This window comes from Pseudomonas sp., assembly GCF_033723075.1.
Taxonomy (GTDB): domain Bacteria; phylum Pseudomonadota; class Gammaproteobacteria; order Pseudomonadales; family Pseudomonadaceae; genus Aquipseudomonas.
The window spans coordinates 68,900-93,482 of sequence record NZ_JAWVXU010000013.1; the positions used below are offsets into that span (position 1 = coordinate 68,900).

The window sequence follows — 24,583 nt, forward strand, 5'->3', positions numbered from 1 at the left end:
AAGCCGCACCCAGGTGCGGCTTTTTTCTGTCTGGAGAATGTTAATGAATCTGCCACCCCTGCGCCTGCAGCATGGCCTGATCTTCGTTGCCGTCGCCCTGCTGTTCTTCGCCTGGGGCGCCTGGCTGAAGCGCCCGCAACCTGCACCGGCACCGCTGCCCTGGCTGGCCGAGTGGCAGGCGGCGGTGCTCGTGCCCCTGGCCGATAACCGCCTGAGCCTGGCCATGTTGCGAACTCAGGTGGAAGGCGAGCTCTGGCTGCAGCCACGGCTGGATGGGGCGCGCCTGCTCTACCGCGCGGATTGGCAGGCGAGTGGCGAGCCCTGGGCGCTGGAGGCCGAACTCGAGCTGGGCGAGGCCGAGCGCGCCAGCCTGATGGCCGCGGCCGGCTTGGACGCGCGCGACGATGAACAGCCGCTCGGCAGGCAGCTGCTGGCCGATTTGGGCAACCACGCCATCGTCGGCCTGGCCCTCAAACCACGGCAGGCCGTGGCCGCCGAACGTCTGCTCAGCAGTGTCGGCCAGCCGCGCCTGCGCCTGGAGTTGGACGAAGGCCAGGCCTGGGTCTATCCCGAGGCGGGGCTGACCGCGCATACCGCAGACGAGCAGCTGCTGCTGTTGCAGGTGGTGCCGCGCGATGCGCTGGGTAAGCGCAATCTGTAGCCCGGATGCAATCCGGGGGCTTGGCATCCGTCCCGGATTGCATCCGGCTACTGGGCGGCGTTTGTGCGGGGTTTCAGACTTTCAGCCAGTGCGGCCACCAGTCCGGGCGCGCCGCTTGCAAGCGGCTGAGGTAGTGGCTGCCGCCGAGCTGGCGCATCTGCTGGCGGATCCAGGCCGCGCGGCGGCTGACGTGGGCGTTGGGCCGACTGGCGCTCCAGTTCCGCGGGTTTGGTAGTACGGCGGCCAGTTGGCTGGCCTGCTGGGTCGACAGGTAGGGCGCGCCGGTATTGAAGTGATGGCGCGCCGCGGCTTCGGCGCCGAATACGCCATTGCCCCACTCGGCGCTGTTGAGGTACACCTCGAGAATCCGCTGTTTCGGCCAGAGCAACTCGATCAGGCCGGTAAACCAGAGTTCGATGCCTTTGCGCAGCCAGCTGCGGCCGGACCAGAGAAACAGATTTTTCGCCACCTGCTGGCTCAGCGTGCTGGCGCCGCGCAACGAGCCGCCTTGCTGGTTGTGCGCCAGCGCCGCGCGGATTGCCGCGACATCGAAGCCCCAGTGCTCGGCGAATTTCTGGTCTTCGCCGGCGATCACCGCGATCTTCAGGTCGTCCGGCAGCTCGCTCCAGGGGCGCCAGCTGCGCTGCAGGTCGATGGGCTTGCCGTCGACCCAGGATTCGATCTTGCGCTCGACCATCAGGGCCGTGCCGGGTGGCGGCACCCAGCGCAAGACCAGCACCAGCAGAGCCGAGCCGGCCATGAGGTAGAGCAGCAGTTTGAACAGGAGGCGGCGGATGGAGCGAAACATGCGGGCTTGGCCAGGCTGAGTTTGCCGGCCATTATAGCGGCCGCAGTTCCCTTGTCTGGAGTGATGCATGGCGCGTCTATGGTTGTTGCTGTCCGCCTTGACCGGTTTTACCGGTGTCGCCCTCGGGGCTTTCGCCGCCCATGGCTTGAAAAATAGGCTCAGCCCGGAGCACCTGGCGGTGTTCCAGACCGGCTGCCACTACCAGTTGATCCACGCCCTGGCGCTGTTCGGTGTCGCCCTGCTGGCGCTGCGGGCACCGGGCCGCCTGGTGAATCTGGCCGGTGGCTGTTTCACCCTGGGCATTCTGCTGTTTTCCGGCAGCCTGTATCTGCTGACCCTCAGCGGCATCGGCGGACTCGGTATCATCACGCCGTTCGGCGGCCTGGCCTTTCTGGCTGGCTGGTTGTGCCTCGGCCTGATGGCCTGGCGCTTACCCAGGCGCTGATGATGGCTACCGGCGTGGCGCATGACGTTGTAAGTGACGGCTAACCTGACCCGCACGTCAGAATGCCGGGCGCATGGCCTCCTTTGGCCTTGGTCATCGTCCGTGATCGGGCTAGAATGCCCGCCCCTTCCCAAGTTGTGACTGCCCCGTTATGCGTATTCAGTTGAACGGTGAATCATTCGAGCTGGCCGATGGCGCCACCGTTGCCGACCTGATCGGCCGTCTGGATCTGACTGAACGCCGGGTAGCGGTCGAGCTCAACCTGGATATAGTGCCGCGCAGCCAGCATGCCGCCACCGCGCTTCGCGAAGGTGACCGGGTTGAAGTGGTGCACGCGATTGGTGGCGGCTAACAGGCCGTTGAGAACTGCTGCGCTCGGCCAGGCCGTGTTGACCCAGTCTCGAATGCGAGTCCTGCCAGGCGCTCCGGCCCAGTCATCGCTCGCTACATTTCCAAAGGCCTGTCATCAGGCGCCCAGCTAGGAGTTTGCAATGAGCCAAGTACGTAGCGACAAGCCTTTTACCCTGGCCGGCCGGACCTATCAGTCGCGTCTGCTGGTCGGCACCGGCAAGTACAAGGATCTCGACGAGACCCGTGCGGCCATCGAAGCCTCGGGGGCGGAGATCGTCACGGTCGCCGTGCGCCGCACCAATATCGGTCAGAATCCGGGTGAGCCGAACCTGCTCGACGTGATCCCGCCTTCGCGCTACACCATCCTGCCCAATACCGCCGGCTGCTACGACGCCGACGAGGCCGTGCGCACCTGCCGCCTGGCCCGTGAGCTGCTCGACGGCCACAAGCTGGTCAAGCTGGAAGTACTGGCCGACCAGAAGACCCTGTTCCCCAACGTGATCGAAACCCTCAAGGCCGCCGAAGTGCTGGTCAGGGACGGTTTCGACGTGATGGTCTACACCAGCGACGATCCGATCATCGCCCGCCGGCTGGCCGAGATGGGCTGCATCGCGGTGATGCCGCTGGCCGGCCTGATCGGCACCGGGCTGGGCATCTGCAACCCGTATAACCTGCGCATCATCCTCGAAGAAGCCACCGTACCGGTGCTGGTCGATGCCGGCGTGGGCACCGCGTCCGATGCCACCATCGCCATGGAGCTGGGCTGCGAGGCGGTGCTGATGAACAGCGCCATCGCCCATGCGCAAAACCCGGTGCTGATGGCCGAGGCCATGAAATACGCGATCGAAGCTGGCCGCCTGGCCTACCTGGCCGGGCGCATGCCGAAGAAACTCTATGCCAGCGCCTCTTCGCCGCTGGATGGCCTTATTAAGTAACAAGTAACGAGCACAGCATGACTGATTTGCAGCAACAGCCTGAGCCGGCTGAAGACACCTCCAAGCATCGCGCGATCAAGAGTTTCGTGATGCGTGCCGGGCGCATGACCGAAGGCCAGCAGCGCGGCCTCGATCAAGGCTGGGCCAAATTTGGTTTGGAACTGGATGCAGGCGCTCCAGATTTCGATGCAGTATTCGGCCGCAGTGCCCCACGTACCCTGGAAATCGGTTTTGGCATGGGCCAGTCCCTGCTGGAAATGGCGGCGGCGGCGCCCGAGCAGGATTTCATCGGTGTCGAGGTGCATTCGCCAGGTGTCGGCGCCTTGCTCAACGGCCTGATGACGCAGAACATCGGCAATGTGCGGGTCTACAGCTGCGATGCCATGGAAGTGCTGCGCAACTGTGTGGCTGATGCCAGCCTCGACCGCTTGCTACTGTACTTTCCCGATCCCTGGCACAAGTCGCGTCATCACAAGCGCCGGATCGTCCAGCCGGCATTTGCCGAACTGGTGCGGCAGAAACTCAAGCTCGGTGGCGTGCTGCACATGGCCACCGACTGGGAAGCTTACGCCGAACACATGCTGGAAGTGATGAACGTGGCGCCCGGTTACCACAACCTGGCCGCCGACGGCCGTTGCGTGGAGCGCCCGCCGGAGCGGCCGACCACCAAGTTCGAGCGCCGCGGCGAGCGCCTCGGTCATGGCGTTTGGGATCTGAAGTTCCAGCGCGAGAGCTAGCAGAATAGAAGTTCCACGCGCCGCAACCAGCGGCGCGCCCCGGCTGCACGACAGCCACAGGACGCTTGCACAAGATCGGGACCACCCGGCGCCAGGACGGCTCCTCACCGCAATATCGAAGCATATAAAGTCCGCCCTCCTGTAGAGGCGGGCACAAAAAAGCAGTGGCACCAGACGCCAACTGCCGTGAGGAGTTCGTTGTGTTGAGAGTAGGTTCAATTCTGCTGCTGGCGGTCGTTGCGCTGCAGGCGCAGGCCAAGATCGACAGTGTCCAGGCTGCGCGCCTGGGCCAGGATCTCACCCCACTGGGTGGCGAGCGCGGCGGCAACGCCGCCGGCACCATCCCGCCCTGGGGTGGCGGGCTGGCGCAACCGCCGGCCAATTACCGGCCTGGCATGCACCATCCCGATCCTTACGCCGACGATGCGCCGCTGTATCGGGTCGACAGCCACAACCTCGGTCAGCACCAGGCGCAATTGCCGGTAGGCCTGAAGCAGTTGCTGGCAAATAATCCGGATTACTTCCTGAGCGTCTATCCAACCCGGCGCAGTGCCGCGGCGCCGCCGCGCATCTACGACGCCACCCAGTTCAACGCCCTGAGTGCCGAGCTGATCTCCGACGGCAATGGCGTCGAAGGCGCTGCGGCAGGGATCCCGTTCCCGCTGCCGCAGAACGGCCTGGAAGCCATCTGGAACCACATCATGCGCTACCGCGGTGAGCAGCTCAGCATGGTCACCAACCAGGCTGCGGTGCTCGCCAATGGCGATTACAACCTGCTCAAGCTGGAGCGTGATGTCTACTTCCGCTATGGCCGCGAAGGCATGAGCCCGCAGGACCTGGACAACACCCTGTTCTATTACAAATATAAGGTGATCGCCCCGGCCATGCTGGCAGGCTCGGCGCTGGTGGTGCAGGAAACCCTTGACCAGGTGCTGGCGATCCGCAAGGTCTGGCGCTACAGCCGCGGCGAACGGCGCGTGCGCCGTCTGCCGATGCTGGCCTACGACACCCTGCGCCCGGACACCAACGGCCTGGTCACCGCCGACGTGGTCGACTCCTACAACGGTGCGCCGGATCGCTATGAGTGGCAGCTGCTCGGCAAGCGGGAGATGCTGGTGCCCTACAACAGTTACAAGGTGCACCAGCAGGACATAGCCTACGAGCGGATCCTCAAGCGCAACACGCTCAACCCCGAGCTGCTGCGCTATGAGCTGCACCGCGTGTGGGTGGTCGACGCCAAGCTGCGCAAGGGCTTCCGCCATCCCTATGGCAAGCGGCGTTTCTACCTCGACGAGGACAGCTGGCAGATCCTCGCGGTCGACCTGTACGACCAGCACGGTGCGCTGGTCGGCTTGCAGGAAAGCCACCCGATCAGCTACTACGACGTGCCGATGTTCGGCAGCACCCTGGAGAGTCTCTACGACTTGAAGGGTGGTCGCTACTTCGTCGACGGCCTGGACAACAACGAGCCGATGTACGACTTCAACGCCCGTCTGAGTCCGCGCGACTTCACCCCGCAGGCGCTGCGCCGCGAAGGTAATTGAGGCTGATCTAGTCCGAGACAAAGCCGCCGGAATGGGCGGCTTCGTCTACTTGGCCTGCTTTGCTCAGGCCTCGATGATTGCCGGCAGCTGCAGGCTGGCCTGGTGGGGTTGCAAGGACAGGCGCGCGGTGCTGCGCCGGGCGATGTCGCGGTAGGTTTGGGCCAGGCTGCCCTCGGGTGCGCTGACGACTATCGGCTGGCCGGCGTCGGCGCCAATGCGGATGCCTATGTCCAGCGGCAGCTCGCCGAGCAGCTGGCTGCCGTACTGCTCGGCCATGCGTCGGGCGCCGCCGCTGCCGAAGATGTGTTCTTCATGGCCGCACTGGCTGCAGACGTGGATGCTCATGTTTTCAATAATGCCAAGCACCGGCACATTGACCTTGTCGAACATGCGCAGGCCCTTGCGCGCATCGAGCAGGGCGATGTCCTGGGGCGTGGAGACGATCAGCGCGGCGGACACCGGCATGCGCTGGGCCAGGGTCAGGTGGATATCGCCAGTGCCCGGCGGCAGGTCGACGATCAGATAATCCAGGTCATCCCAGGCAGTTTCGTTCAGCAGACGGGTCAGCGCCTGGCTGATCATCGGCCCACGCCAGATCACCGGGGCTTCCTCGTCGACCAGAAAACCAATCGACATGCACTGCAGGCCATGGCCGAGCATGGGCTGTAGCTTGCCGTCGCGGCTCTCCGGCAGGCCAGACAGGCCGAGCAATCGCGGCTGGCTGGGACCGTAGAGATCGGCATCGAGCATGCCGACCCGTGCACCGTCGGCGGCCAGTGCCAGGGCCAGATTGGTCGCGGTGGTGGACTTGCCCACCCCGCCCTTGCCCGAGGCCACCGCGATCAGTTGCTTGACCGCGGGCAGGGCCTGGACGGTAGCGGGTGCCGCCTCCACGGCCCAGGCCACCTGGATCGCCACCGCTTCGGCGCCCGTTTGCGCCAGCAAGTGGCTGCGCAGTTGTTCCGCCAGGATTTGCCGGTAACCCTCGGCCGGAAAGCCCAGTTGAAGCGTCAGGTGCAACTGCCCGCCCGTTGCATCCAGGCTGCGCACGGCATTGGCCGACAGCAGATCGCAGCCCAGGTAAGGGTCGATCCATTGGCCGAGGGCCAGTTCGGCCTGTCGCAGCAATGGGGTGGGTACAAGGTGCGGGGCGCAAGCGTTCATGGCGTGTTCCTCGGATAAGGTTGGTGGTTATGCGGGGCCAAGCAGCGCCAGCAGCGTCATCGCCGTCAGCAACAGGCCGGCGCTTAGCAGCACCAGCAGAAGAAAGGGCTTCCAGCCCAGGGCCAGCAGTTCGCCGAGGCTGGTGCGCATGCCCAGCGCGGCCATGCTCAGCAGCAGGCAGGCCTGGGAGGCGGCGACCAGCACCTCGCGCAGGCCGGTCGGCAGCCAGCCCAGGCTGTTGAGGCCGAACAGGGCGAGAAAGCCCAGCAGGAAATAGGGAAACTCGCCGCCGCTGCTCTCGCGACTGCGCAGCAGCACGCCGAGCAGCAACACCAGCGGCGCCAGCAGGGCGACCCGCAGCAGCTTGGTCAGGGTGGCGACATCGCCGGCACTGTCCGAGACGAGATAACCCGCCGCGGCGGCCTGGGCCACGTCGTGAATGCTGGCGCCGAGCAGCAGGCCGCTGTCCAGGGCGCTGTAGCCGAGGGCCGCCAGCAGCGGCGGATAGAGCAGCATCGACAGGGTGCCGAGGGCGGTGACGCCGACCACCACGCCGAGCAGGCGACGTTCTTCCAGGCGTCCGGCGGGAATCACCGCGGCCACGGCTATGGCCGCCGACACCCCACAGATCGCCACCGCCACCCCGGCGACCAGGCTGTGCAGGGTCGGCAGGCGCAGCCAGCGGCCGAGGGCCAAGGCCGCGCCTATGATCAGCGGCGTGCTGCCGAGCACCACCAGCAGCGGCAGGCTGCCGACCGCCAGCACCTGCTCGATGCCGATGCGCGCGCCGAGCAGGGCCACGCCGATGCGTAGCACCTGGCGGCTGCAAAAACCCACCCCCGGTTGCAGGCGCGCATCGCCGGCCTGGCTGGCGAAGCCGAAGCCCAGCAGCAGAACCAGCAGCAGCGCCGGCGCGCCGTAATGTTCGGCGAGAAAACTGCCGGCCAGCGCCAGCACCACGCCCAGGGCGATGCCGGGATACAGGCGGCGCAGGCTGACGAACGAGGGGGCCAGCAGTTGCGGGGCGCGTGGGTTCATCGCAGGCGCTCGCCCAGTTCGCCCAGTTCGCGCAGGTACGCCCAGGGATAGAGCCCGCGGTAGTGGCCGTCGCTGAAGAACAGCTGCAGCCCGCTGATGCCGGAGACTTGCAGCTTGTCGACGCCGACATCGGCGTCGATCAGGCTCAGGGCGCCGCGCTGGCGGCTTTGGATGCAGGCCGAACAGGCGCAGCTCTTGCGCAGGGCCAGGCAGCTCAGTCGGCTGAGCTGGCCATCCGGCCAGAGCACTTCGAGGGTTTTCTGCGCCTTGCGCAGGCGGATTTCGCTGGGGGCGGCGGTCAGGATCTGGGTGCTTGTGGACATGCTTTTCTCCAGTAGGCGCTATTTCACCGGCAGCGGCGGTTCACCGTTGGGAACCAGCAGGGTCGGCACTTCCGGCGGCTTGACCTGGCGCTGCTCATTGTCCAGCGGCCGCGCGCTGCCGGTGGCTGCGGCGCTGGCGATCAACGCCGCCAGCAGGGCGCGTTCGAACCAGGGTTTAAAGCGCTCGGGCACGGTCAGCGCTCCAGAAATTGCAGCTTGTCGGCCTGGTCGACCCAGGCGTCGGCGTCGACCAGGGGCGCCAGGGTCTGGCTGAGCAGCGGCCAGAATTGCGCCAGGTCGGCATTCAGCTCGATGAAATGGCTCTGCTCGGGCGGCACTTCCTTGTCGGCGAAGATCGCGTCGGCCGGACATTCCGGCGCGCACAGGCTGCAGTCGATGCAGGCCTCGGGGTTGATCACCAGAAAGTTCGGGCCTTCGTGGAAGCAATCGGTCGGGCACACCTCGACGCAGTCGGTGTATTTGCAGCGGATGCAGTTTTCGGTCACTACGTAGGTCATCGGGTCTTCCTCGCTTCATGGGTGGGAGGGGCTTCAGCCGCGACGCTTGGTTGCCAGCGAATCGCGGCTGAAGCCCCTCCCACGGGATGCCTGCCAGCCGGCCTTAAGCGGCGGCATCCAGTTTCGACAGGGCCCAGCGGGCCAGCTTGCGCACGTCCGGGTCGGGGTCGTCCATGGCGGTTTCGACGAAGGGCCGGCCGGCGCTGTGGCCGATGCTGCCGAGGGCGCCGATGGCCGCCTTGCGCAGGTTGCTCATGGGGTCGCGGGCGCAGACGCCGAGGGCCGGGATGGCGCCGACCGCGGCGAGCTTGCCGAGGGCGTCGACGGCTTTTTCGCGGACCTGCCAGAAGCTGTCGTGGGTCGCGTCGACCAGGGATTGCAGCGCCGCCTGGCAATCCAGTTTGCCGAGGCTGACAGCGGCTTCGACGCGCACCTGCCAGTGCTCGTCCTGGAGGATCTCGATCAGGCTCGGGCCGACCTGCTCGGGTGTGGCGTAGACCAGGGCGCCGGCTGCGGCGCGGCGCACCTCGGCATCGGGATCGTATTGGGCGCGCTGCATCAGCGCCGGTAGATTCTCCGGCTGCTTGAGCCAGCCGATCACCGCCACCGCCTCGCGGCGCACCTGGGCATCGGCATCGTTCAGGCGGGCCAGCGCCGGGGCCTGGGCTGCCGGGGTGCGCAGCGGTTTGAGCGCGCGGAGGATGCCGGCGACCACAAAGCTGTCCTGGCTCTGTTCCAGTGCGGCGAGCAGCGGCATGGCGGCGGCCGGGTCCTTGAGGTCGGCGAGGGCATGGGCGGCGGCGTTGCGCACCACCTCGTCGCGATCGTCTAGGGCGGCGATCAGCGCATCGGCGATATCCGCGGCATCGAACTCGTCGACCACCTTGGCGGCTTCCTGGCGCACCGAGGGATCGGGGTCGTTGAGGGCCAGGATCAGCAGCTCGGCCGCTTGCGGCTCGGCGCAATCGACCAGTTCGAGTACCGCCACCCGGCGGATCGCGGGGTCGGCCGAGGTGAGGTTTGCGGCGAGGCTCTGCAGTTGAGGATCGTCGTAGTGCTTCATGGGGTAGTTCCTTGATCAGCGCAGCAAATAGGGGATGTTCACTTTCACCGCATCGGTCGGGCAGTCGGTCTCGCAGGGCATGCAGTACCAGCACTCGTCGTATTTCATATGGGCCTTGCCGCTGTCCGGGTTGATCCACAGGACATCCAGCGGGCAGACGTCGATGCACACGCGACAGCCCTTGTCGGCGATGCATTTGTCCTCGTCGACGACGACGGGAACGCTGGAACGGTGGTTGGCTACGGGCATGGTGGTTTCCTCTCCAAACAGGTTTTGTGGGAGGGGCTTTAGCCGCGAGATGTCTCAGATGCTTTCGCGGCTAAAGCCCCTCCCACAGGGATCAGTTATTCCGGCTATCAGGCATTGGCGGCTTTTTTCACGCGCAACTTGCTGTAGGCGTCCTTCTCTTCGCCGAGGGCCACCACGTAGTCGGCGACCGGGCGTTTGCCGTGGGCCATCTGGCCGTCTGCGTCCTTGAACAGGCGGCTGTGGTAGAACCACTCGGCGTCGTTCTGCTCGGGGAAATCGACCCGGTAGTGGTACAGCCCCCAGCGCGATTCGGTGCGATACAGCGAGGCGCGGGCGGCCATCTCGGCGCAGTCGATGATCGATTGCACTTCCAGGGCGCGCAGCAGTTCGTGGGGGTCGGCGGCGCAGAGCTTGGGCAGGTCCGCACGCACGGCGAGGATGCGTTCCAGGCCGATCTCCAGCTTCTTGGTGACCTTCGGCGGCTGCAGGTAATCGTTCACCAGGCGCCGCACCTTGTATTCCATCTGCTCCGGCGGAATGCCGTCCTTGACCAGCAGCGGTGCCTGGATGCGTTCCAGTTCGGCGGCGATAAAGGCCTCGTCGAGCTCAATCTCGCCGCGCGCCTGGGCGAAGGCGGTGGCGCTTTCGCCGCAGATCTGCCCGTAGACGAAGGCGCCGAGCATGTAGTTGTGCGCCACCGAGGCCATGTCGCCGGCACCGTACAGGCCCGGCACCGTGGTCGCGCCGGTCTCGTCGGTCCACACCCCGGAGGCCGAGTGGCCGGAGCAGAAGCCGATTTCGGAGATGTGCATCTCGACCATCCGTTGCCGGTAGTCGACCTGACGGCCTTCGTGGAAGCGCCCGCGGGTCGGCCGTTCGTTGGTGTGCAGCACGGTCTCGATTTCCTGGATGGTTTCCTCGGCCAGGTGATCGAGCTTGAGGAACACCGGGCCGGTGCCGGATTCCAGCTCCTTGAAGAACTCCAGCATCATCTGCCCGGACCAGTAATCGCACTCGATAAAGCGCTCGCCATAGGCGTTGGCGGTGAAGCCGCCGAGCGGGCCGGTGACGTAGGCGCAGGCCGGGCCGTTGTAGTCCTTGAGCAGCGGGTTGACCTGGAAGCACTCCAGGTTCACCAGGTCGGCGCCGACGTGGTAGGCCATGGCATGGCCGTCGCCACAGTTGGCCGGATTCTCGTAGGTGCCGAACAGGTAGCCGGAATTCGGCAGGCCGATGCGCCCGGCGGCGCCTGTGGCCATGATCACCGCCTTGGCGCGGATGATGATCGGCTCGGCGGTGCGGGTGTTGACCCCGATCATCCCGGCGATATTGCCGTCGGCGTCCTTCAGCAGGCGGGTGGCCTGGAAGCGGTTCTCGATCTCCACCCGCACCCGGCGCAGGCGGCGGTAGAGGATCTTCTTGACGTTGTGGCCCTCGGGCATCGGCAGCACATAGGTGCCGAGGTGGTGGACCTTCTTCATGTCGTAGTCGCCGGTTTCGTCCTTCTGGAAATGCACGCCCCAGGAGTCGAGCTTCTCGATCATCGGAAACGAGCGCTGAGCGTAGGCCAGCAGCGCCGGCTGGTGGACGATGCCGTCGTTGGCGATGGTGATTTCCTTGACGTACTGCTCGGGCGTGGCGTGGCCGGGGACCACGGCGTTGTTGAGGCCGTCCATGCCCATGCAGATGGCGCCGGAGCGCTTGACGTTGGCCTTCTCCAGCAGGATTACCTTGAGCGTCGGGTCCAGTTCCTTGACGGTCACGGCGGCCATCGGGCCGGCGGTGCCGCCGCCGATTACCAGCACGTCGGTGTCGATCACCGGGATGCCATTGATATGGGTGGTAGTCATTGTCGTCTCCTATTTCCGATCCACTCGGAACTGGTATTTGAATGAGTCGCCGCGGTAGCAGAGGTATTCGAAATCGATCGGGCGGCCGCCGCGGTCGTGGGTCAGGCGCTCGACCCGCAGGATCGCTTCGCCGGCCTTGAGGCCCAGCAGGTGCTGCACCTCGTCGTCGGCGAGCATGGCGTCGAGGCCGATATCGGCGCGGCCGAGGGCGATGCCGAAGAGGTTTTCCAGCATCGGGAAGATGTCGCCGGACAGGTCCAGGCCGAACAGCCGGCGGCCGATATCCAGGGGGAAGTAGCTGTTCTCCACGCACACCGCCTCGCGGTTGAGGTAGCGCACGCGCTTGACCTCGACCACGTCTTCGCCGGGGGCCAGGTGCAGAGCGGCGACCACCGCCTTGGGCGGCTTGCGCTGCTGAATGCTCAGCAGGCGTGCGGTGGCCTCGTAACCCTGGGCCGCCATGGCCTCGCCGAAGCCCTGCAGGCGCTGCACGTTCTGCACCGCCTTGGGCTTGCTGACGTAGGTGCCCTTGCCCTGGGCGCTGAATACCAGGCCCTCGTTGTGCAGGTCGCGCAGGGCCTGGCGGATGGTGATGCGGCTGACGCCATAGGCCTGCATCAGCTGATTCTCCGAGGGCAGGCGGGCATGCACCGCGTAGCTGCCTTCGAGTATCTGCTGGCGCAGGCTGTCGCGGATCTGCACATACAGCGGCAGCGGCGACTGCCCAGGGGCGAGCTGTTGGATACCGTTCACGGAGGGAACCTCCAGCCTGTCATGACAGGTCATGTCGAGCGCGGACGTGAGTGAGGGCTGTGCGTTCATGGCTCAGCCCACCTGGTTCTGTTGCTGGAAGGCGCACAGGGTTTCCTGACGGATCAGGTCCATGCACTGGCGCTTGAGGGCGATGAATTCGGGGCTGGTCAGCAGGCTCTGCTCGCGCGGGCGTGGCAGCGAAACCTTGATGTCGGCGATGATCCGGCCGGGGCTGGCGCTCATCACCACGATGCGGTCGGAGAGGAACACCGCCTCGTCGATATCGTGGGTGACGAACACCAGGGTGTTGCGGAACTCGCGCCAGATCTGCAGCAGGTTCTCCTGCATCATGATCCGGGTCTGCGCATCCAGGGCACCGAACGGTTCGTCCATCAGCAGCACGCTGGGGTAGTTGGCCAGTGCGCGGGCGATGCCGACGCGCTGCTGCATGCCACCGGAGAGGGTGCTCGGGTAGGCGTTCTCGAACGCCGCCAGCCCCACCAGGGAGAGGAAGGTACGCGCCACGCTCATCGCCTCGTTGCGTCCGACACCGGCCATCAGCGGGCCGAAGGCGACGTTGTCGCGCACGGTCTTCCAGGGGAACAGCGAGTGCTGCTGGAACACCATGCCGCGATCCGGGCCGGGTTCGCTGACGGCCTGGCCGTCGATGCTCAAGCTGCCGCGGGTCGGCTGGACGAAGCCGGCGATGGCGTTGAGCAGGGTCGATTTGCCGCAGCCGGACGGGCCGAGTAGGCAGACGAATTCGCCGGGTTTGACCTCCAGTTGGGCGTTCTGCACCGCGGCGCGTTTGCCGCCGTTGTGGTCGAACTCGATATGCACGTCCTGCACGCGGATATGCCCGCGCCCGCTGGACTCGGTCTGGGCGCGTTGGCGGCTGTGGTCGAGCACGGCCAGGCGGTTGTCGATGACGGCGCTGTTCATGGTCGGCCTCCTTTGGCTTGCCAGCGCAGCAGCGGGGTGCAGGCCTTGCGCACGAGCAGCGTGCAGAGGGTGCCGAGACCGCCGATGGTGAGCATGCCGATGATGATTTGCGGGTACTGGATCAGGGTGTAGGAGGTCCAGGTGAAGTAGCCGATGCCGTACTGGCCGCTGATGATTTCCCCGGCCAGCAGGGAGAACCAGGCCACGCCCATGCCGATCGCCAGGCCCGCGACTATGCTCGGCATGGCGCCGGGAATGACCACGTGCCAGAGGATCGCGCGCTTGCTCGCGCCCAGGCTGCGGGCGGCGCGCACCAGCACGTCGGGGCTCTGTTCGACGCCATGTACGGTGTTCAGCACGATGGGAAACAGTGCGCCGAGAAAGGTGATGAAGACGATGCTCGACTGCTCGCTGGGCAGCATCAGGATCGCCAGGGGAATCCAGGCCACCGCCGGGATCGGCCGCAGCAGCTCGATATACGGCAGGATGATGTCCTCGGCCCAGCGCGAGCGGCCCATCAGCACGCCGAGCAGTACGCCGAGGACCACCGCCATGCCGTAGGCGATGGCGATGCGTTCCAGGCTGTGGCCGATATGCAGGTAGAACTCCTGGCTGGCCAGTTGCACCAGCAGGGCTTCGCCGACCACCACGGGGGTGGGGATGTTTTCGAAATTCAGCAACAGGTTGAAGTCGTTGCTGGCGGCCAGGTGCCAGAGCAGCACGGCCATCACCAGGGCGCCCGTGCGCACCAGGTAGTGGGCGAAATTGGCCGGCAGGCGCCGCCGGCGTGGCGTCGGCGCGCTCGGCACCGGGCTTGGCGGTACCTGCAGCAGCGCAGGGCTGACCGCATCCGCGGGCTGCAACGCAAGGTTCTGTTTAACGCTCATGGTCAATCCTCGGCTCAGGTGCGCCCGCGCGCTCTGCGGCGCTCGGGGCGAACAGGCGGATCAGGGCAGCATGGCCAGCGGTTCGGCAGCAGGCAGCGGGGTGCTGCCGTGCTGGGCGATGTGCTGCTGCGAGTCGGCTTTCTTCATAAAGGCCAGCACCTCGCCGCTCTTGTCCTTGACCAGGTAGGCGGCCTTGCCGAACAGCTTGAGCCCGCTGAGGTTGTCGTAGACGTAGGTGCTGTTGATCGCCTGGCCGCCGGCCTTGGCCTCCTCGGCAGCGGCGAGCATGGCGGCGACGCTGTCGTAGGCGACCACGCCCTTGTCCTTGAACCAGATTTCCGCCGGCTTGAGTGCCGGGTTGCGCGGCTGCGAACTCACCACGCTGGCGACCATGGCGTCGTAGTCCAGGCCGCTGGCGGCATAGGCTTTCTTCAGATGGCTGGCGTCGATCCAGGCGGCGAAATCCAGGTCGGGGATCTGCATTTCCTTCTGCAGCAGGGCGTGGTCGTACTTCAGCGCCTCGACCCACTGCGGCTTGATGCTGGCTTCCATGGTGGAAATGCCGCCGTTGCTGAAGTAGAGGTAGAGCACCTCCTTCTCCGCGCCGGTCCATTCGGCGACCCGGGTGGCGGCTTGCATCGGGTCTTGCTGGATCCAGCGCTGCGCTTCCAGCGTCGCCAGCAGCACCGCCTCGACCACTTCCGGATACTGCTTGGCGAATTCGTCGCGCACTACGATGCCGTGGAAGGTCGGCACGCCGGCCTCGCTGCCGTCGAAGATCTTCCGCGCGCTGCCGCGAAATTCCATGATCTCCGACCAGGGGCAGAAGTCGGCATGGGCGTCGATCTTGCCGGCGGCGATATTGGCCGCGCCCACCGGCGGGCTCTGGTTGGCGATGCTGACCTTGTCGAACAGGTCGGCATCGCGCAGGGCCTTGAGCGTCATGCCCCAGGCGGCGCTGCCCACCGGCACCGAAATGGTCCTGCCGGCGAGGTCGGCCAGCGACTGCACCGAAGAGGCGGCCGGCACCACTATGGCGTTGCCGGTGCCCTTGAGGTTGTAGCCGGTCACCGCAATAAGGCGGCTCTGCTGCTTACCGGTTTCCTGGAACTTGGCGCCGTTGACGATCAGCGGGTAATCACCCATCACGCCGAAGTCCAGCTTGCCGGCGAGCATCTGGTTGGTAATGGGCGGACCGGAGTCGTAGTCGCGGAATTCGATGCTGTAGCTGGCGTCGGCGTACTTGCCGGTGGATGGCAGGTATTTCTCGATCAGCTTGAGCTTCTCCAGCACGATGCCGCCGGAAACGGTGTTGGTGACCATGCTCTGATGGCCGATGCCAATCTGGATGTTCTCGGCAGCGGCGGGGCCGCCGAACAGCAGCGTCGAGCCGAGAAACGTGGTTGCAAGCAGGCTATTACGGTTGTGCATAGTCTTCACCTTGGCGGTTGGGCAACTTGTACTAACAGGGCATAACGCCTGCTTTTGAAGGTGCACCCAGCGTGCCAAGGATTGGGAAAACAGCCCTATAGCCCTGTTTTCTATCGGGTAGTTAAACGGGAGTTGACTGGTTGGTCATTTTTGCAAACGGCCATCGATTGCTCGCCCTTGGTGCGCTCCTGACGCGGCTGGGCCATGGCGGAGCGACGAGGGCGAGGGCGGATAGAACAAGTAGGGCAAGTGGGGAGGGGGTGTTTCAGGCGCGATGCAGGGTCATGCCCGACCCTGCATCAATGGCGAAAACCCCGGGGCGTACTCGCGCAGCAGTACGCCGGTCTGGCTGTCGCAGGACCGCGGATGAATGGCCGCTAGCTGCGATCCGCCAGCACGCCAATCAGGAAGAACACCAGCAGCAACACCGGCGCCAGGGTGTAGTTGTTGAAGTGGCCGAGGCCCTGGGCCAGCCAGGGGGTGAGGAAGACCATTGCCAGGCCGTAGCCGACCGCGCAGATCAGGACGAAGATCAGGGTGCGGAAGAAGAAGTTGAGGCCGCCGATCGCGCGCTGCACCCAGGCATTGATGCCGGGGCCGAACAGCACCAGCAGGGTGGCCATGATGGCCAGAGCGATGTCGTGCAGGTGGCCGCGGCTCCAGCGCGACAGGGTGGCGATCAGGTCGAATAGCAGATCCAAGCGGGGTCCTTAGCGCAGCGTGGCGCACAGCAGGTCAGGGTAGAAAGTGTTGCAGCAGGTCGTTGAGAAACAGCTGGCCTTCGCGGCTGGCGACCAGGCGGGCCGGGTCACTGTGCAAGAGGCCGCGCTGCTCGGCTTCCTCGCGCGCCGCGGCCAGTAGCGTCAGCGGCAGGCCGGTGCGCCGAGTGAACAGCGTGCTGGCGACGCCGTCCGTGAGGCGCAGCACATTCATCAGGAATTCGAAGGGCAGTTCCTCGGCACTCAGCAGGCGTTCGCCGGCGCTGAAGCTTTTTGCGGGGTCCAGGTAGTCCTTGGGCAGGCGGGTTTTCCAGCTGCGCCTGATCACCCCCTGCGGGCTGCTCAGCTTGGCGTGGGCGCCGGCACCGATGCCGAGGAAGTCGCCGAAACTCCAGTAGTTGAGGTTGTGCCGCGCCGCCTTGCCGGGCTGGGCGTAGGCGGACACTTCGTACTGGGCATAGCCGTGCTCGGCCAGCAGCGCCTGACCGGCTTCCTGGATGTCCCAGAGAATGTCGTCCTCGGGCATCACGGGCGGCTGGTTCCAGAACACCGTGTTCGGTTCCACCGTCAGCTGGTACCAGGACAGGTGGGTCGGCGCCTGGGCGATGGCGATGCGCAAATCGCCGAGGGCATCCTCGATCGACTGATCCGGCAGACCGTGCATCAGGTCCAGGTTGAAGTTGTCGAAGCCGGCGGCGCGCGCCATGTCGGCGGCGCGGATGGCCTCGTCACCGTCGTGGATGCGGCCCAGGGCCTGGAGCTTGGCGGCCTGGAAACTCTGTACGCCGATCGACAGGCGATTGATGCCCAGGGCGCGGTAGTCGCGGAACTTGGCCTGTTCGAAGGTGCCGGGGTTGGCTTCCAGGGTGATTTCGATATCGCCGGCGAACGGGATGCGTCGTTCCACGCCTGCCAGCAAACGGCCCAGCGCCGCGGCCGAGAACAGGCTGGGGGTGCCGCCGCCGAAGAAGATCGAGCGCAGCGGTCGGCCATGCACCTGGGACAGGTCCTGGTCGAGGTCGGCGAGCAGGGCGTCGACGTACTCCTGTTCCGGCAGCGTCGGCCCGGCGGCGTGGGAGTTGAAGTCGCAGTACGGGCACTTCTTCACGCACCAGGGGATGTGGATATACAGCGCCAGTGGCGGCAGCTCGAAGCCGCTTTGGTTCCCCTCTCCCGTCGGCAGATGGGCTGGGGGAGAGGGCATCGGGTTCATGCCAGCCCCAGGCGCTGCTTGAGCAACATCATGGCGCGGGCGCGGTGGCTCAGTTGGTTCTTCTCGGCCGGCGCCAGTTCGGCGCTGGAGCACTGGCGCTCCTCGACCCAGAACAGCGGGTCGTAGCCGAAGCCCTGAGCACCGCGCGCGGCATGCAGGATCTGCCCGTGCCAGCGGCCCTCGCAGATGATCGGCAGCGGGTCCTCGGCGTGCCGCAGCAGGGCCAGGCAGCAGACGAACTGGGCGCCGCGCTCGGCATCCGGCACCTCTTTCAGTACCTCGAGCAGCTTGGCGTTGTTTGCCGCGTCACCCTGGCCATCGGCGTAACGCGCCGAGTAGATGCCCGGTGCACCGCCGAGAAAGTCCACCGCCAGGCCGGAGTCGTCGGCCAGCGCCGGCAAGCCCGACACGCGTGCGGCATGGCGCGCCTTGAGGATGGCGTTTTCGACGAAGGACAAGCCGGTCTCTTCCGGCTCCAGATCACTGAACTCGCCGATCGAGCGCACGCGCACGGCGTTGCCGAGCATGGCCTGGAGTTCCTTGAGTTTGCCGGCATTATGGCTGGCGAGTACGAGCTCGTTTAGCTGAATCATCAGTCGGGGAAGAGTTCCTGGTTGAAGTCGAGGCTGTGCGTGTTACCGCCGTCGGCCTGGATCTGGAGACTGAAGCGCAGCATCTCCTGCTGCTCGATGGGGAACTGGGCCACGTAGTAGATGGCCTCGCCTTCGCTCACCTGCTTGAACCTCAGGTTGTGGATCTGACCGAGCAGGTTGCGCACCTCGCCGCTGACCACGGCCGCGGCCGGATGGCCGGCCTTGAGCACCGCGATATTCAGCACGCCCTGTGTCTTGCTGCGGCTGAGGCCCGCTGCAGCGGCGATCTCCGGTTGCAGGAAGCTGGAGTTGAAGGCGCTGTAGTGTACATCCAGGTCGCCGAAGCTTTGCTTGCGTTCGGCAAGTGCCGGCAGGCTCAGGCACAGGGCGATAAACAGTAGGGCGATGCGATGCATAGTGGTTCTCCTCAGGATGGCCTGGTTGCCGGCGAAATCAGTTGGCGCTCGGCCCGCTGATCCGGTAGATGCCGATCTCACCTAACAGATTAGGCCAAATGCGGCTGGCCCAACCGTGCAGATGATCGCGATCCACCGCCAGGCGATTCAGCACCCTGGCGTTTTGCGCCAGGCACAGGCGCTCGAAGTCCTCGAAGGTGCAGAAGTGGATGTTCGGCGTGTTGTACCAGGTGTACGGCAGGAAGTCGGACACCGGCATACGGCCCTTGCTCGCCAGGTACCAGCGGCAGCGCCAGTGGGCGAAGTTGGGGAAGGTGATGATGCAGGTCTTGCCGATACGCAGCATCTCCGCCAGCACCTTGTCCGGAAAGTGCAGGGCCTGCAGCGACTGGGTCATCACCACTACGTCGAAGCTGTTGCTGGCGAAGTTGCCCAGGCCCTTGTCGAGGTTCTGCTCGATGACGTTGACGCCCTTGCCGACGCACTGGGCGATGTTGTCCGGGTCGATCTCCAGGCCGTAACCGCTGACCCCTTTGTGCTCGGCCAGCCAGGCGAGCAGTTCGCCATTGCCGCAGCCGAGGTCGAGTACCCGGCTGTCGGCGGGGATCCAGTCTTGGATGATGTCCAGGTCGGCTCTCATGGGCGCCTCATACTGCGATTCGATTCATATAGCTGCTGAACGCCTGCAGGTAACGCGGGATCGGGATCAGAAAGGCGTCGTGGCCCTGGGGCGCGGCGATTTCCAAGTAGCAGACGTTCTTGCGGGCGGCGATCAGGGCGTCGACGATCTCCCGCGAGCGTGCCGGCGAGAAGCGCCAGTCGGTGGTGAAGGACATCACGCAGAAGTCCGCCTGCACCCCGGCCAGGGTCTGGGCCAGGTTGCCGTCGAACGCTGCCGCCGGGTCGAAATAGTCCAGCGCCTTGGTCATCAGCAGGTAGGTGTTGGCATCGAAACGCCCGGAAAACTCCTCGCCCTGGTAACGCAGGTAGCTCTCGACCTGGAACTCGACGCTGTGGAAGTCATAGTTGAGCTTCTCGCTCTTCAGACCGCGGCCGAATTTCTCACCCATGGCGTCGTCCGACAGGTAGGTGATGTGGCCGACCATGCGCGCCAGCATCAGACCGCGCTTGGGAATCACCCCGCGCTCCTGGAAGTGCCCGCCGTGGAACTCCGGGTCGGTGAGGATGGCCTGGCGCGCCACCTCGTTGAAGGCGATGTTCTGTGCCGACAGCTTGGGCGCCGAGGCGATCGCCAGGCAGTGGCGGATGCGCTCGGGGTAGCTGATGGCCCACTGCATGGCCTGCATGCCGCCGAGGCTGCCGCCGACCACCGCGGCCCACTGGTCGATGCCGAGGGCGTCGGCCAGGCGCGCCTGGCTGTGCACCCAGTCTTCCACGGTCATCACCGGGAAATCCGCGCCAAAGGGTTTGCCGGTGGCCGGGTTGAGGCTGGAGGGGCCGGTCGAGCCGTTGCAGCCGCCGAGGTTGTTGAGGCTGACGACGAAGAACCTGTTGGTGTCGATCGGCTTGCCGGGGCCGATGCAGCTGTCCCACCAGCCGGGTTTGCGCTCATCCACGCTGTGGTAGCCGGCGGCATGGTGGTGGCCGGACAGTGCATGGCAGATCAGCACGGCGTTGCTGCGCGCGGCGTTCAATTCGCCGTAGGTCTCATAAATCAGTTGGTAGTCGGCCAGGCTGCGCCCGCAGGCGAGCGCCAGGGGTTCGGCGAAATGCAGCACCTGGGGAGTCACCAGGCCAACAGAGTCTTGGGGAAAGGCAGTAGGCATCGACCCTGCTCGCAGAAAAGGAAGTGCCGCAGTCTAAAGAGCGCCGCCCCGGGCGGCAAGCGTGCGGGGCGGAGGGCAATGCCTGGCCGCAAGTGCGGCCGGCGCTTATTCGCCGACGTTGTGGGGGCGCGCCACGCCGGGCAGGTTGACCACCTTGCCCTGGCGCTGGATAGGTGCGGGGCGGCGCAGGTTGCGCAGCATTTCGCCAGACTGGTGCAGTTGTTGTTGCAGCTCGCTGCGGTAGCCGGCCAGTTGCTGGCCGCGCTGGCGCGCCTGCTGGGTTTGCTGGGCCAGGGCCTTGAGCCGCAGCATGTGGCTTTCCAGCAGCTGTTTGTGTTCCAGGGTGTGTTGCATCAGCGGCATCAGCGCGTCGCTGGCCCACTGTCCGGCCTCGAGCCGCAGGCGCTGGTGCAGACCGATGACTTCCTGTCCCAGGGTGGCGAAGAAGCGCCTGGTCAGGCTGCGCTGTTCGGTGAGCAGGGTTTTCAGGTGCAGGCGGAACTGGTCGGCCTGGGTCTGCAGCTGTTTGAGTTCGCGCAGGTAGCGTTTGACGTTGAACTGCGGTGCATCGACGCCTTGCAATGGATTCTCCTGGTTGTGCCGGCGGTAGATGGCGGCGACCATCTTGTTGGCCATCGCGGCTTCATGGACCAGGCTGTCCAGGTCATGTTCCACCGCACGGAAGAAGTGCAGGATCGCCTGGTTGATGCCCAGGGTGGTCCAGCTGCCGGCGAGGTTCTTGCGCACCTTGTTCAGGTGTTCGTCGAGGCGTTCCGCGCGCACGGCGAGCTGCAGCAGCTCGCCTTGGCGCTTGAGCAGGCGCTGATTGCTTTTCAGACCGAGCAGGCGCTTGTGGTGCTGGCTGTGGTCGTCCTTGGTCCTGGCGGTCAGCTCGAACAGCAGCTGACCGTTGTCGTGCTGATGATTGCTCAGCAGCGCCTGCTGTTCGTTGACCTTCTCCAGGCGCAGGTTGAGCACGTGCTGGCTATTGTGTAGCAGCGCCAGCACCTGGTTGACCACGCGCTCTTCGATCAGGCGTTCTTTCTGGCTGACGATGCGCTCGCACAGCAGGTTTTCCAGGTTGCTCATCTGGCTACGGGCCAGCAGGGTCTGATCCTTGCGCACCTTGGCCAGCAACGCCTGCTTGGCCGACAGCGGCAGCACCTCCTCGGGCTGGATGCCGAGTTGCCTGGCCGTGACGGCCTGGATCTGCGCGATGGCATTCTGCACGAAGGCTTCGCCGGCCAGGTCGTCCCAGAGGATGTCGATCTTGTTCAGCACGGCGAACAGGCAGGTCTGGGTGTCGTCGTCGAGCTGGCGAATATGCTGCTGCCAGACCGCCATGTCGCTGGCGGTCACCCCGGTGTCGGCGGACAGCAGGAAGATGATCGCCTGGGCGCTGGGCAGCATCGACAGGGTCAGCTCCGGTTCGCTGCCCAGGGCATTCAGGCCGGGGGTGTCGAGGATGCGCAGGCCCTGGCGCAGCAACGGGTGATCGAAGTTGACCATGGCGTGGCGCCAGGCTGGCACCAGTACCTGGCCGGGTTTGCCGGTGCTTTCCAGCGCGTCGGGGTGGAAGCCCAGCTGGATGGCCTGCTCCACCGGCATGGGTTTGCTTTTCGCCACCTGGGTGAAAGCCTGGATCATGTTGTCCGGGTCGCTGAGATCCAGCGGGATGTTCACCCAGTGCCGGGGAATGCGCTTGAACTGGGCGACGCTGGCCTCGGTGGCGCGGGTTTCGATCGGCAGCAGGCGGATGTAGGAGTGTTCCGAGCGGGGGTCGAAGAACAGCTCGGTGGGGCACATGGTGGTGCGTCCGGCCTGGGACGGCAGCATGCGCTGGCCGTATTCGGAGAAGAACAGGCTGTTGATCAGTTCGGTCTTGCCGCGCGAGAACTCGCCGACGAAGGCCAGGGTGATGTGGTCGGTACGCAGCAGTTTGAGCGCGCGTTCGAGCTTGGCGTCCAGTGTCTCGGAGTTGAGCCGGTTGTTGACCAGCCAGCTGCGGTAGCGGGTGATCTGGCGCATCAGCTCGCGCTTCCAGCCGACGTAGGCGTCGACCTGTTGACTGAGACGTTCCATGCTCATCCTGGCATTCCTCTGGCTAGCGCGGCTGTGGGGCGATGCTCTGACCGACGCGGGTCTGCCCGGCAGCGCATGGCGGGTGCTGATGCGCTGGGCTGGCGAGTATTATGCGGGGCGTGCCGGGGGTGTCAATTGGCTAGCAGCCTGTCCGAGAATGACAATCGACTGCACGTTGCAGGTTGGCGCCGAGGAACGAAGCGCAACAAAATCAACCCGTTGGGTTTCGCGGAGTTCAGCCCAGCCTGCAAAAAAACCGTACTTCCGGACCGGCTCCTGGTCTTTCGATCCGGCCTGATGGTCGCTCAGGCAGGGCGAACGGTCAGTTCGAGCTCTGCCGGCAGTTGCCGTGGCTGCTTGATGCGCACGCGCTTCTGGCGGCTTTGCTGGCCGCTCTCCAGGCTGACCTGGCTTTTGCTCACGGCAAAGGCGGCGGCGAGGAAGGCCAACAACTTGGCGTTGGCCTTGCCGTCGACTGGCGGTGCGGTGAGGCGGATCTTCAGCCGCTCACCGTGCAGCCCGGCGAACTCGTCGCAACTGGCTTTGGGCTGCAGGTGGCAATCGAGGATCAGGTCTTCGCCGTCCCAGCGATAGAAACTCATCGGGTTCCCGCGGTCAGACTGCCAGGCTGAGGCCCTTGAACATGCCGGTCATCACCGCCAGGTTGCGAACCACCAGCATGTCGATCAGGTTGAGGATCAGGAAGGCCACGATCGGCGACAGGTCCAGCCCGCCCAGGCTCGGCAGAATGCGGCGGATCGGCGCCAGCAGCGGTTCGCATATCTGGTTGATCAGTTCGGCTGCCGGATTGTGGCTGCCCTGGGCAACCCAGGACAGGATCACGCTGATGATCAGGGCGAAGAAGAACACCTTGATGAACAGGGCGGTGACGCCAATGATCGACCAGATCAGCAGTTGCAGCGGATTGTCGAGGCCAAAGCCCATCAGTATCAGGACCAGGGCCATGAGCACCAGTTGCACCAGGATCGCCAGCACCAGCGAGGCCAGGTCGAGCCCGGCGAAACTGGGAATGACCTTGCGCAGGGGTTTGAGCAGCGGGTGGGTGGCGCGCACGATGAACTGGCTGAGCGGGTTGTAGAAGTCGGCCTTCACCAGTTGCAGGATGAAGCGCAGCAGCACGATCAGCAGGTACAGGCTGCCGATGGTTTGCAGGATATAAACCGCTGCGGTACTCAGTCCGATCATTACTTACTCCTTTAATGGTCCGTTTATGGGGACGAGCGGTTTATTGGCCAAGCTGCTCGGCCAGTTCCGCCGAGCGCTGGGCGGCGGCATTCATGGCCTGTTCGACCAGGGCTTCGAAGCCGCCGGCCTGGAAGGTCTTGATCGCCGCTTCGGTGGTGCCGGCTGGCGAGGTGACGCGACGGCGCAGCTCGCCGGCATCGACATCGCTGGCCACCGCCATGCGCGCGGCGCCAAGGGCAGTATGTGCGCTCAGTTGTGCGGCGACCTCGCGGGGCAGACCGAGCTTTTCCCCGGCGGCGGTCATGGCTTCAATCAGCAGAAAGAAATACGCCGGGCCGCTGCCGGACACGGCGGTGACCGCATCGATCAGCTGTTCTTGGTCCAGCCACAGGGCCAGGCCAACCGCGCCCAGCAGCTGTTCGGCCTGCTGGCGTTGCGCCGCCGAAACCAGGCTGTTGGCATACAGGCCGCTGACGCCCTGGCGCAGCAGCGACGGCGTATTGGGCATGCAGCGCACGATCGCACGGGCGCCGAGCCAGCTTTCCAGGCTGGCGCAACTGATGCCGGCGGCGATGGACACGATCAATTGACCCGCGCCGAGATGGCTGGCCAGCTCCAGGCAGACGGCTTTCATCACCTGCGGTTTGACGGCCAGGACGATCACATCGGCGCCCTGGATGGCCTCGGCGTTGCTGGCGAAGGTGTCGATGGCGTAGTCAGCGCTGATCTTGGCGCGTTGTTCGGCACCATGGTCACTGGCGCGAATGCTGCTGGCGTCGACGCCTTGGGCGCGCAGCCCGCCGATCAGGCTGGCGGCCATATTGCCGGCGCCGATAAACGCAATGCGAGGGGAGGTCATAGCGGGTTT

General features: G+C 65.4%; 29 protein-coding genes. 6 read left to right on the plus strand and 23 right to left on the minus strand.

The features are described 5' to 3' along the window. The first annotated feature begins 43 nt into the window (after positions 1-43). Positions 44-661, plus strand: a complete 618-nt coding sequence (locus R3355_RS16120) for a hypothetical protein (protein WP_318962082.1) — start codon at positions 44-46, stop codon at positions 659-661. A gap of 73 nt (positions 662-734) precedes the next feature. Here R3355_RS16120 and mtgA read toward each other — a convergent pair whose 3' ends face one another. Continuing rightward, positions 735-1,469 carry a monofunctional biosynthetic peptidoglycan transglycosylase gene (gene mtgA / locus R3355_RS16125; protein ID WP_318962083.1) on the minus strand — a complete coding sequence of 245 codons (735 nt, stop codon included), beginning with the start codon at positions 1,467-1,469 and terminating at the stop codon, positions 735-737. 67 nt (positions 1,470-1,536) lie between these two features. Here mtgA and R3355_RS16130 point away from each other — a divergent pair, with 67 nt between their 5' ends. The 5 genes from R3355_RS16130 (at position 1,537) to R3355_RS16150 (ending at position 5,481) form a co-directional block, all read left to right on the plus strand. Beyond that, positions 1,537-1,914: a DUF423 domain-containing protein gene (locus tag R3355_RS16130; protein WP_318962084.1), complete on the plus strand. Its 378-nt coding sequence runs from the start codon at positions 1,537-1,539 to the stop codon at positions 1,912-1,914. 151 nt (positions 1,915-2,065) lie between these two features. Further along, a complete protein-coding gene (gene thiS, locus R3355_RS16135; RefSeq protein ID WP_318950690.1) occupies positions 2,066-2,266 on the plus strand; it encodes a sulfur carrier protein ThiS in 201 nt (66 codons plus the stop codon). 139 nt (positions 2,267-2,405) lie between these two features. After that, complete coding sequence (locus R3355_RS16140) at positions 2,406-3,200, plus strand: thiazole synthase (RefSeq protein ID WP_318962085.1); 795 nt, start codon at positions 2,406-2,408, stop codon at positions 3,198-3,200. 17 nt (positions 3,201-3,217) lie between these two features. Continuing rightward, positions 3,218-3,937, plus strand: a complete 720-nt coding sequence (gene trmB / locus R3355_RS16145; protein ID WP_318962086.1) for a tRNA (guanosine(46)-N7)-methyltransferase TrmB — start codon at positions 3,218-3,220, stop codon at positions 3,935-3,937. A gap of 200 nt (positions 3,938-4,137) precedes the next feature. Beyond that, complete coding sequence (locus tag R3355_RS16150; RefSeq protein WP_318962087.1) at positions 4,138-5,481, plus strand: DUF1329 domain-containing protein; 1,344 nt, start codon at positions 4,138-4,140, stop codon at positions 5,479-5,481. Positions 5,482-5,544: 63 nt separating this feature from the next. On the opposite strand, the gene apbC is transcribed toward R3355_RS16150, so the two are convergent. From apbC to proC, 22 genes are all read right to left on the minus strand, one after another. Continuing rightward, the gene (apbC, locus tag R3355_RS16155; protein WP_318962088.1) at positions 5,545-6,645 is read right to left on the minus strand and encodes an iron-sulfur cluster carrier protein ApbC; all 1,101 of its coding nucleotides are present in this window, start codon (positions 6,643-6,645) and stop codon (positions 5,545-5,547) included. A 27-nt stretch (positions 6,646-6,672) separates the two neighbouring features. Beyond that, the gene (locus R3355_RS16160) at positions 6,673-7,683 is read right to left on the minus strand and encodes a YeiH family protein (RefSeq protein ID WP_318962089.1); all 1,011 of its coding nucleotides are present in this window, start codon (positions 7,681-7,683) and stop codon (positions 6,673-6,675) included. After that, positions 7,680-8,006 carry a gamma-butyrobetaine hydroxylase-like domain-containing protein gene (locus R3355_RS16165; RefSeq protein ID WP_318962090.1) on the minus strand — a complete coding sequence of 109 codons (327 nt, stop codon included), beginning with the start codon at positions 8,004-8,006 and terminating at the stop codon, positions 7,680-7,682. Before R3355_RS16165 ends, R3355_RS16160 begins: the two co-directional genes overlap by 4 nt. 18 nt (positions 8,007-8,024) lie before the next feature. Further along, on the minus strand, positions 8,025-8,198 hold the full coding sequence (locus tag R3355_RS16170; protein ID WP_318948636.1) for a hypothetical protein: 174 nt from the start codon (positions 8,196-8,198) through the stop codon (positions 8,025-8,027). A gap of 2 nt (positions 8,199-8,200) precedes the next feature. Beyond that, the gene (gene fdxA / locus R3355_RS16175) at positions 8,201-8,524 is read right to left on the minus strand and encodes a ferredoxin FdxA (protein ID WP_318962091.1); all 324 of its coding nucleotides are present in this window, start codon (positions 8,522-8,524) and stop codon (positions 8,201-8,203) included. A gap of 103 nt (positions 8,525-8,627) precedes the next feature. Continuing rightward, positions 8,628-9,587 (minus strand): HEAT repeat domain-containing protein, encoded by a 960-nt coding sequence (locus R3355_RS16180; RefSeq protein ID WP_318962092.1) that lies wholly within the window; start codon positions 9,585-9,587, stop codon positions 8,628-8,630. Between the two features lie 15 nt (positions 9,588-9,602). Further along, on the minus strand, positions 9,603-9,836 hold the full coding sequence (locus R3355_RS16185) for a ferredoxin family protein (RefSeq protein WP_298113781.1): 234 nt from the start codon (positions 9,834-9,836) through the stop codon (positions 9,603-9,605). A gap of 107 nt (positions 9,837-9,943) precedes the next feature. Then, positions 9,944-11,686 carry a fumarate reductase/succinate dehydrogenase flavoprotein subunit gene (locus R3355_RS16190; protein WP_318962093.1) on the minus strand — a complete coding sequence of 581 codons (1,743 nt, stop codon included), beginning with the start codon at positions 11,684-11,686 and terminating at the stop codon, positions 9,944-9,946. A 9-nt stretch (positions 11,687-11,695) separates the two neighbouring features. After that, a complete protein-coding gene (locus R3355_RS16195; protein ID WP_318948632.1) occupies positions 11,696-12,439 on the minus strand; it encodes a GntR family transcriptional regulator in 744 nt (247 codons plus the stop codon). 72 nt (positions 12,440-12,511) lie between these two features. Beyond that, on the minus strand, positions 12,512-13,381 hold the full coding sequence (locus R3355_RS16200; RefSeq protein WP_318962094.1) for an ABC transporter ATP-binding protein: 870 nt from the start codon (positions 13,379-13,381) through the stop codon (positions 12,512-12,514). Next, positions 13,378-14,268, minus strand: a complete 891-nt coding sequence (locus R3355_RS16205; protein ID WP_413243526.1) for an ABC transporter permease — start codon at positions 14,266-14,268, stop codon at positions 13,378-13,380. Before R3355_RS16205 ends, R3355_RS16200 begins: the two co-directional genes overlap by 4 nt. A 60-nt stretch (positions 14,269-14,328) precedes the next feature. Next, positions 14,329-15,699: an ABC transporter substrate-binding protein gene (locus tag R3355_RS16210; RefSeq protein WP_318962095.1), complete on the minus strand. Its 1,371-nt coding sequence runs from the start codon at positions 15,697-15,699 to the stop codon at positions 14,329-14,331. 377 nt (positions 15,700-16,076) lie between these two features. Next, positions 16,077-16,400 carry a DUF3392 domain-containing protein gene (locus R3355_RS16215; RefSeq protein WP_318962096.1) on the minus strand — a complete coding sequence of 108 codons (324 nt, stop codon included), beginning with the start codon at positions 16,398-16,400 and terminating at the stop codon, positions 16,077-16,079. Between the two features lie 34 nt (positions 16,401-16,434). Continuing rightward, on the minus strand, positions 16,435-17,622 hold the full coding sequence (gene hemW / locus R3355_RS16220; protein WP_318962097.1) for a radical SAM family heme chaperone HemW: 1,188 nt from the start codon (positions 17,620-17,622) through the stop codon (positions 16,435-16,437). 5 nt (positions 17,623-17,627) lie between these two features. Continuing rightward, the gene (gene rdgB, locus R3355_RS16225) at positions 17,628-18,224 is read right to left on the minus strand and encodes an RdgB/HAM1 family non-canonical purine NTP pyrophosphatase (protein WP_318962098.1); all 597 of its coding nucleotides are present in this window, start codon (positions 18,222-18,224) and stop codon (positions 17,628-17,630) included. Continuing rightward, positions 18,224-18,640 (minus strand): DUF4426 domain-containing protein, encoded by a 417-nt coding sequence (locus R3355_RS16230; protein WP_318962099.1) that lies wholly within the window; start codon positions 18,638-18,640, stop codon positions 18,224-18,226. Before R3355_RS16230 ends, rdgB begins: the two co-directional genes overlap by 1 nt. A 37-nt stretch (positions 18,641-18,677) precedes the next feature. Next, positions 18,678-19,280, minus strand: a complete 603-nt coding sequence (gene metW, locus R3355_RS16235) for a methionine biosynthesis protein MetW (RefSeq protein ID WP_318962100.1) — start codon at positions 19,278-19,280, stop codon at positions 18,678-18,680. A gap of 7 nt (positions 19,281-19,287) precedes the next feature. Further along, entirely contained in the window at positions 19,288-20,427 is a 1,140-nt protein-coding gene (gene metX / locus R3355_RS16240) for a homoserine O-succinyltransferase MetX (protein WP_318962101.1), read from the minus strand. Between the two features lie 105 nt (positions 20,428-20,532). Next, a complete protein-coding gene (locus R3355_RS16245; protein WP_318962102.1) occupies positions 20,533-22,515 on the minus strand; it encodes a dynamin-like GTPase family protein in 1,983 nt (660 codons plus the stop codon). A gap of 299 nt (positions 22,516-22,814) precedes the next feature. Beyond that, positions 22,815-23,111: a DUF167 family protein gene (locus R3355_RS16250; protein ID WP_318962103.1), complete on the minus strand. Its 297-nt coding sequence runs from the start codon at positions 23,109-23,111 to the stop codon at positions 22,815-22,817. A 13-nt stretch (positions 23,112-23,124) separates the two neighbouring features. Further along, positions 23,125-23,715 (minus strand): YggT family protein, encoded by a 591-nt coding sequence (locus tag R3355_RS16255; protein WP_318948620.1) that lies wholly within the window; start codon positions 23,713-23,715, stop codon positions 23,125-23,127. Between the two features lie 40 nt (positions 23,716-23,755). Continuing rightward, entirely contained in the window at positions 23,756-24,574 is an 819-nt protein-coding gene (gene proC, locus R3355_RS16260) for a pyrroline-5-carboxylate reductase (protein ID WP_318948619.1), read from the minus strand. Positions 24,575-24,583: the final 9 nt, after the last annotated feature.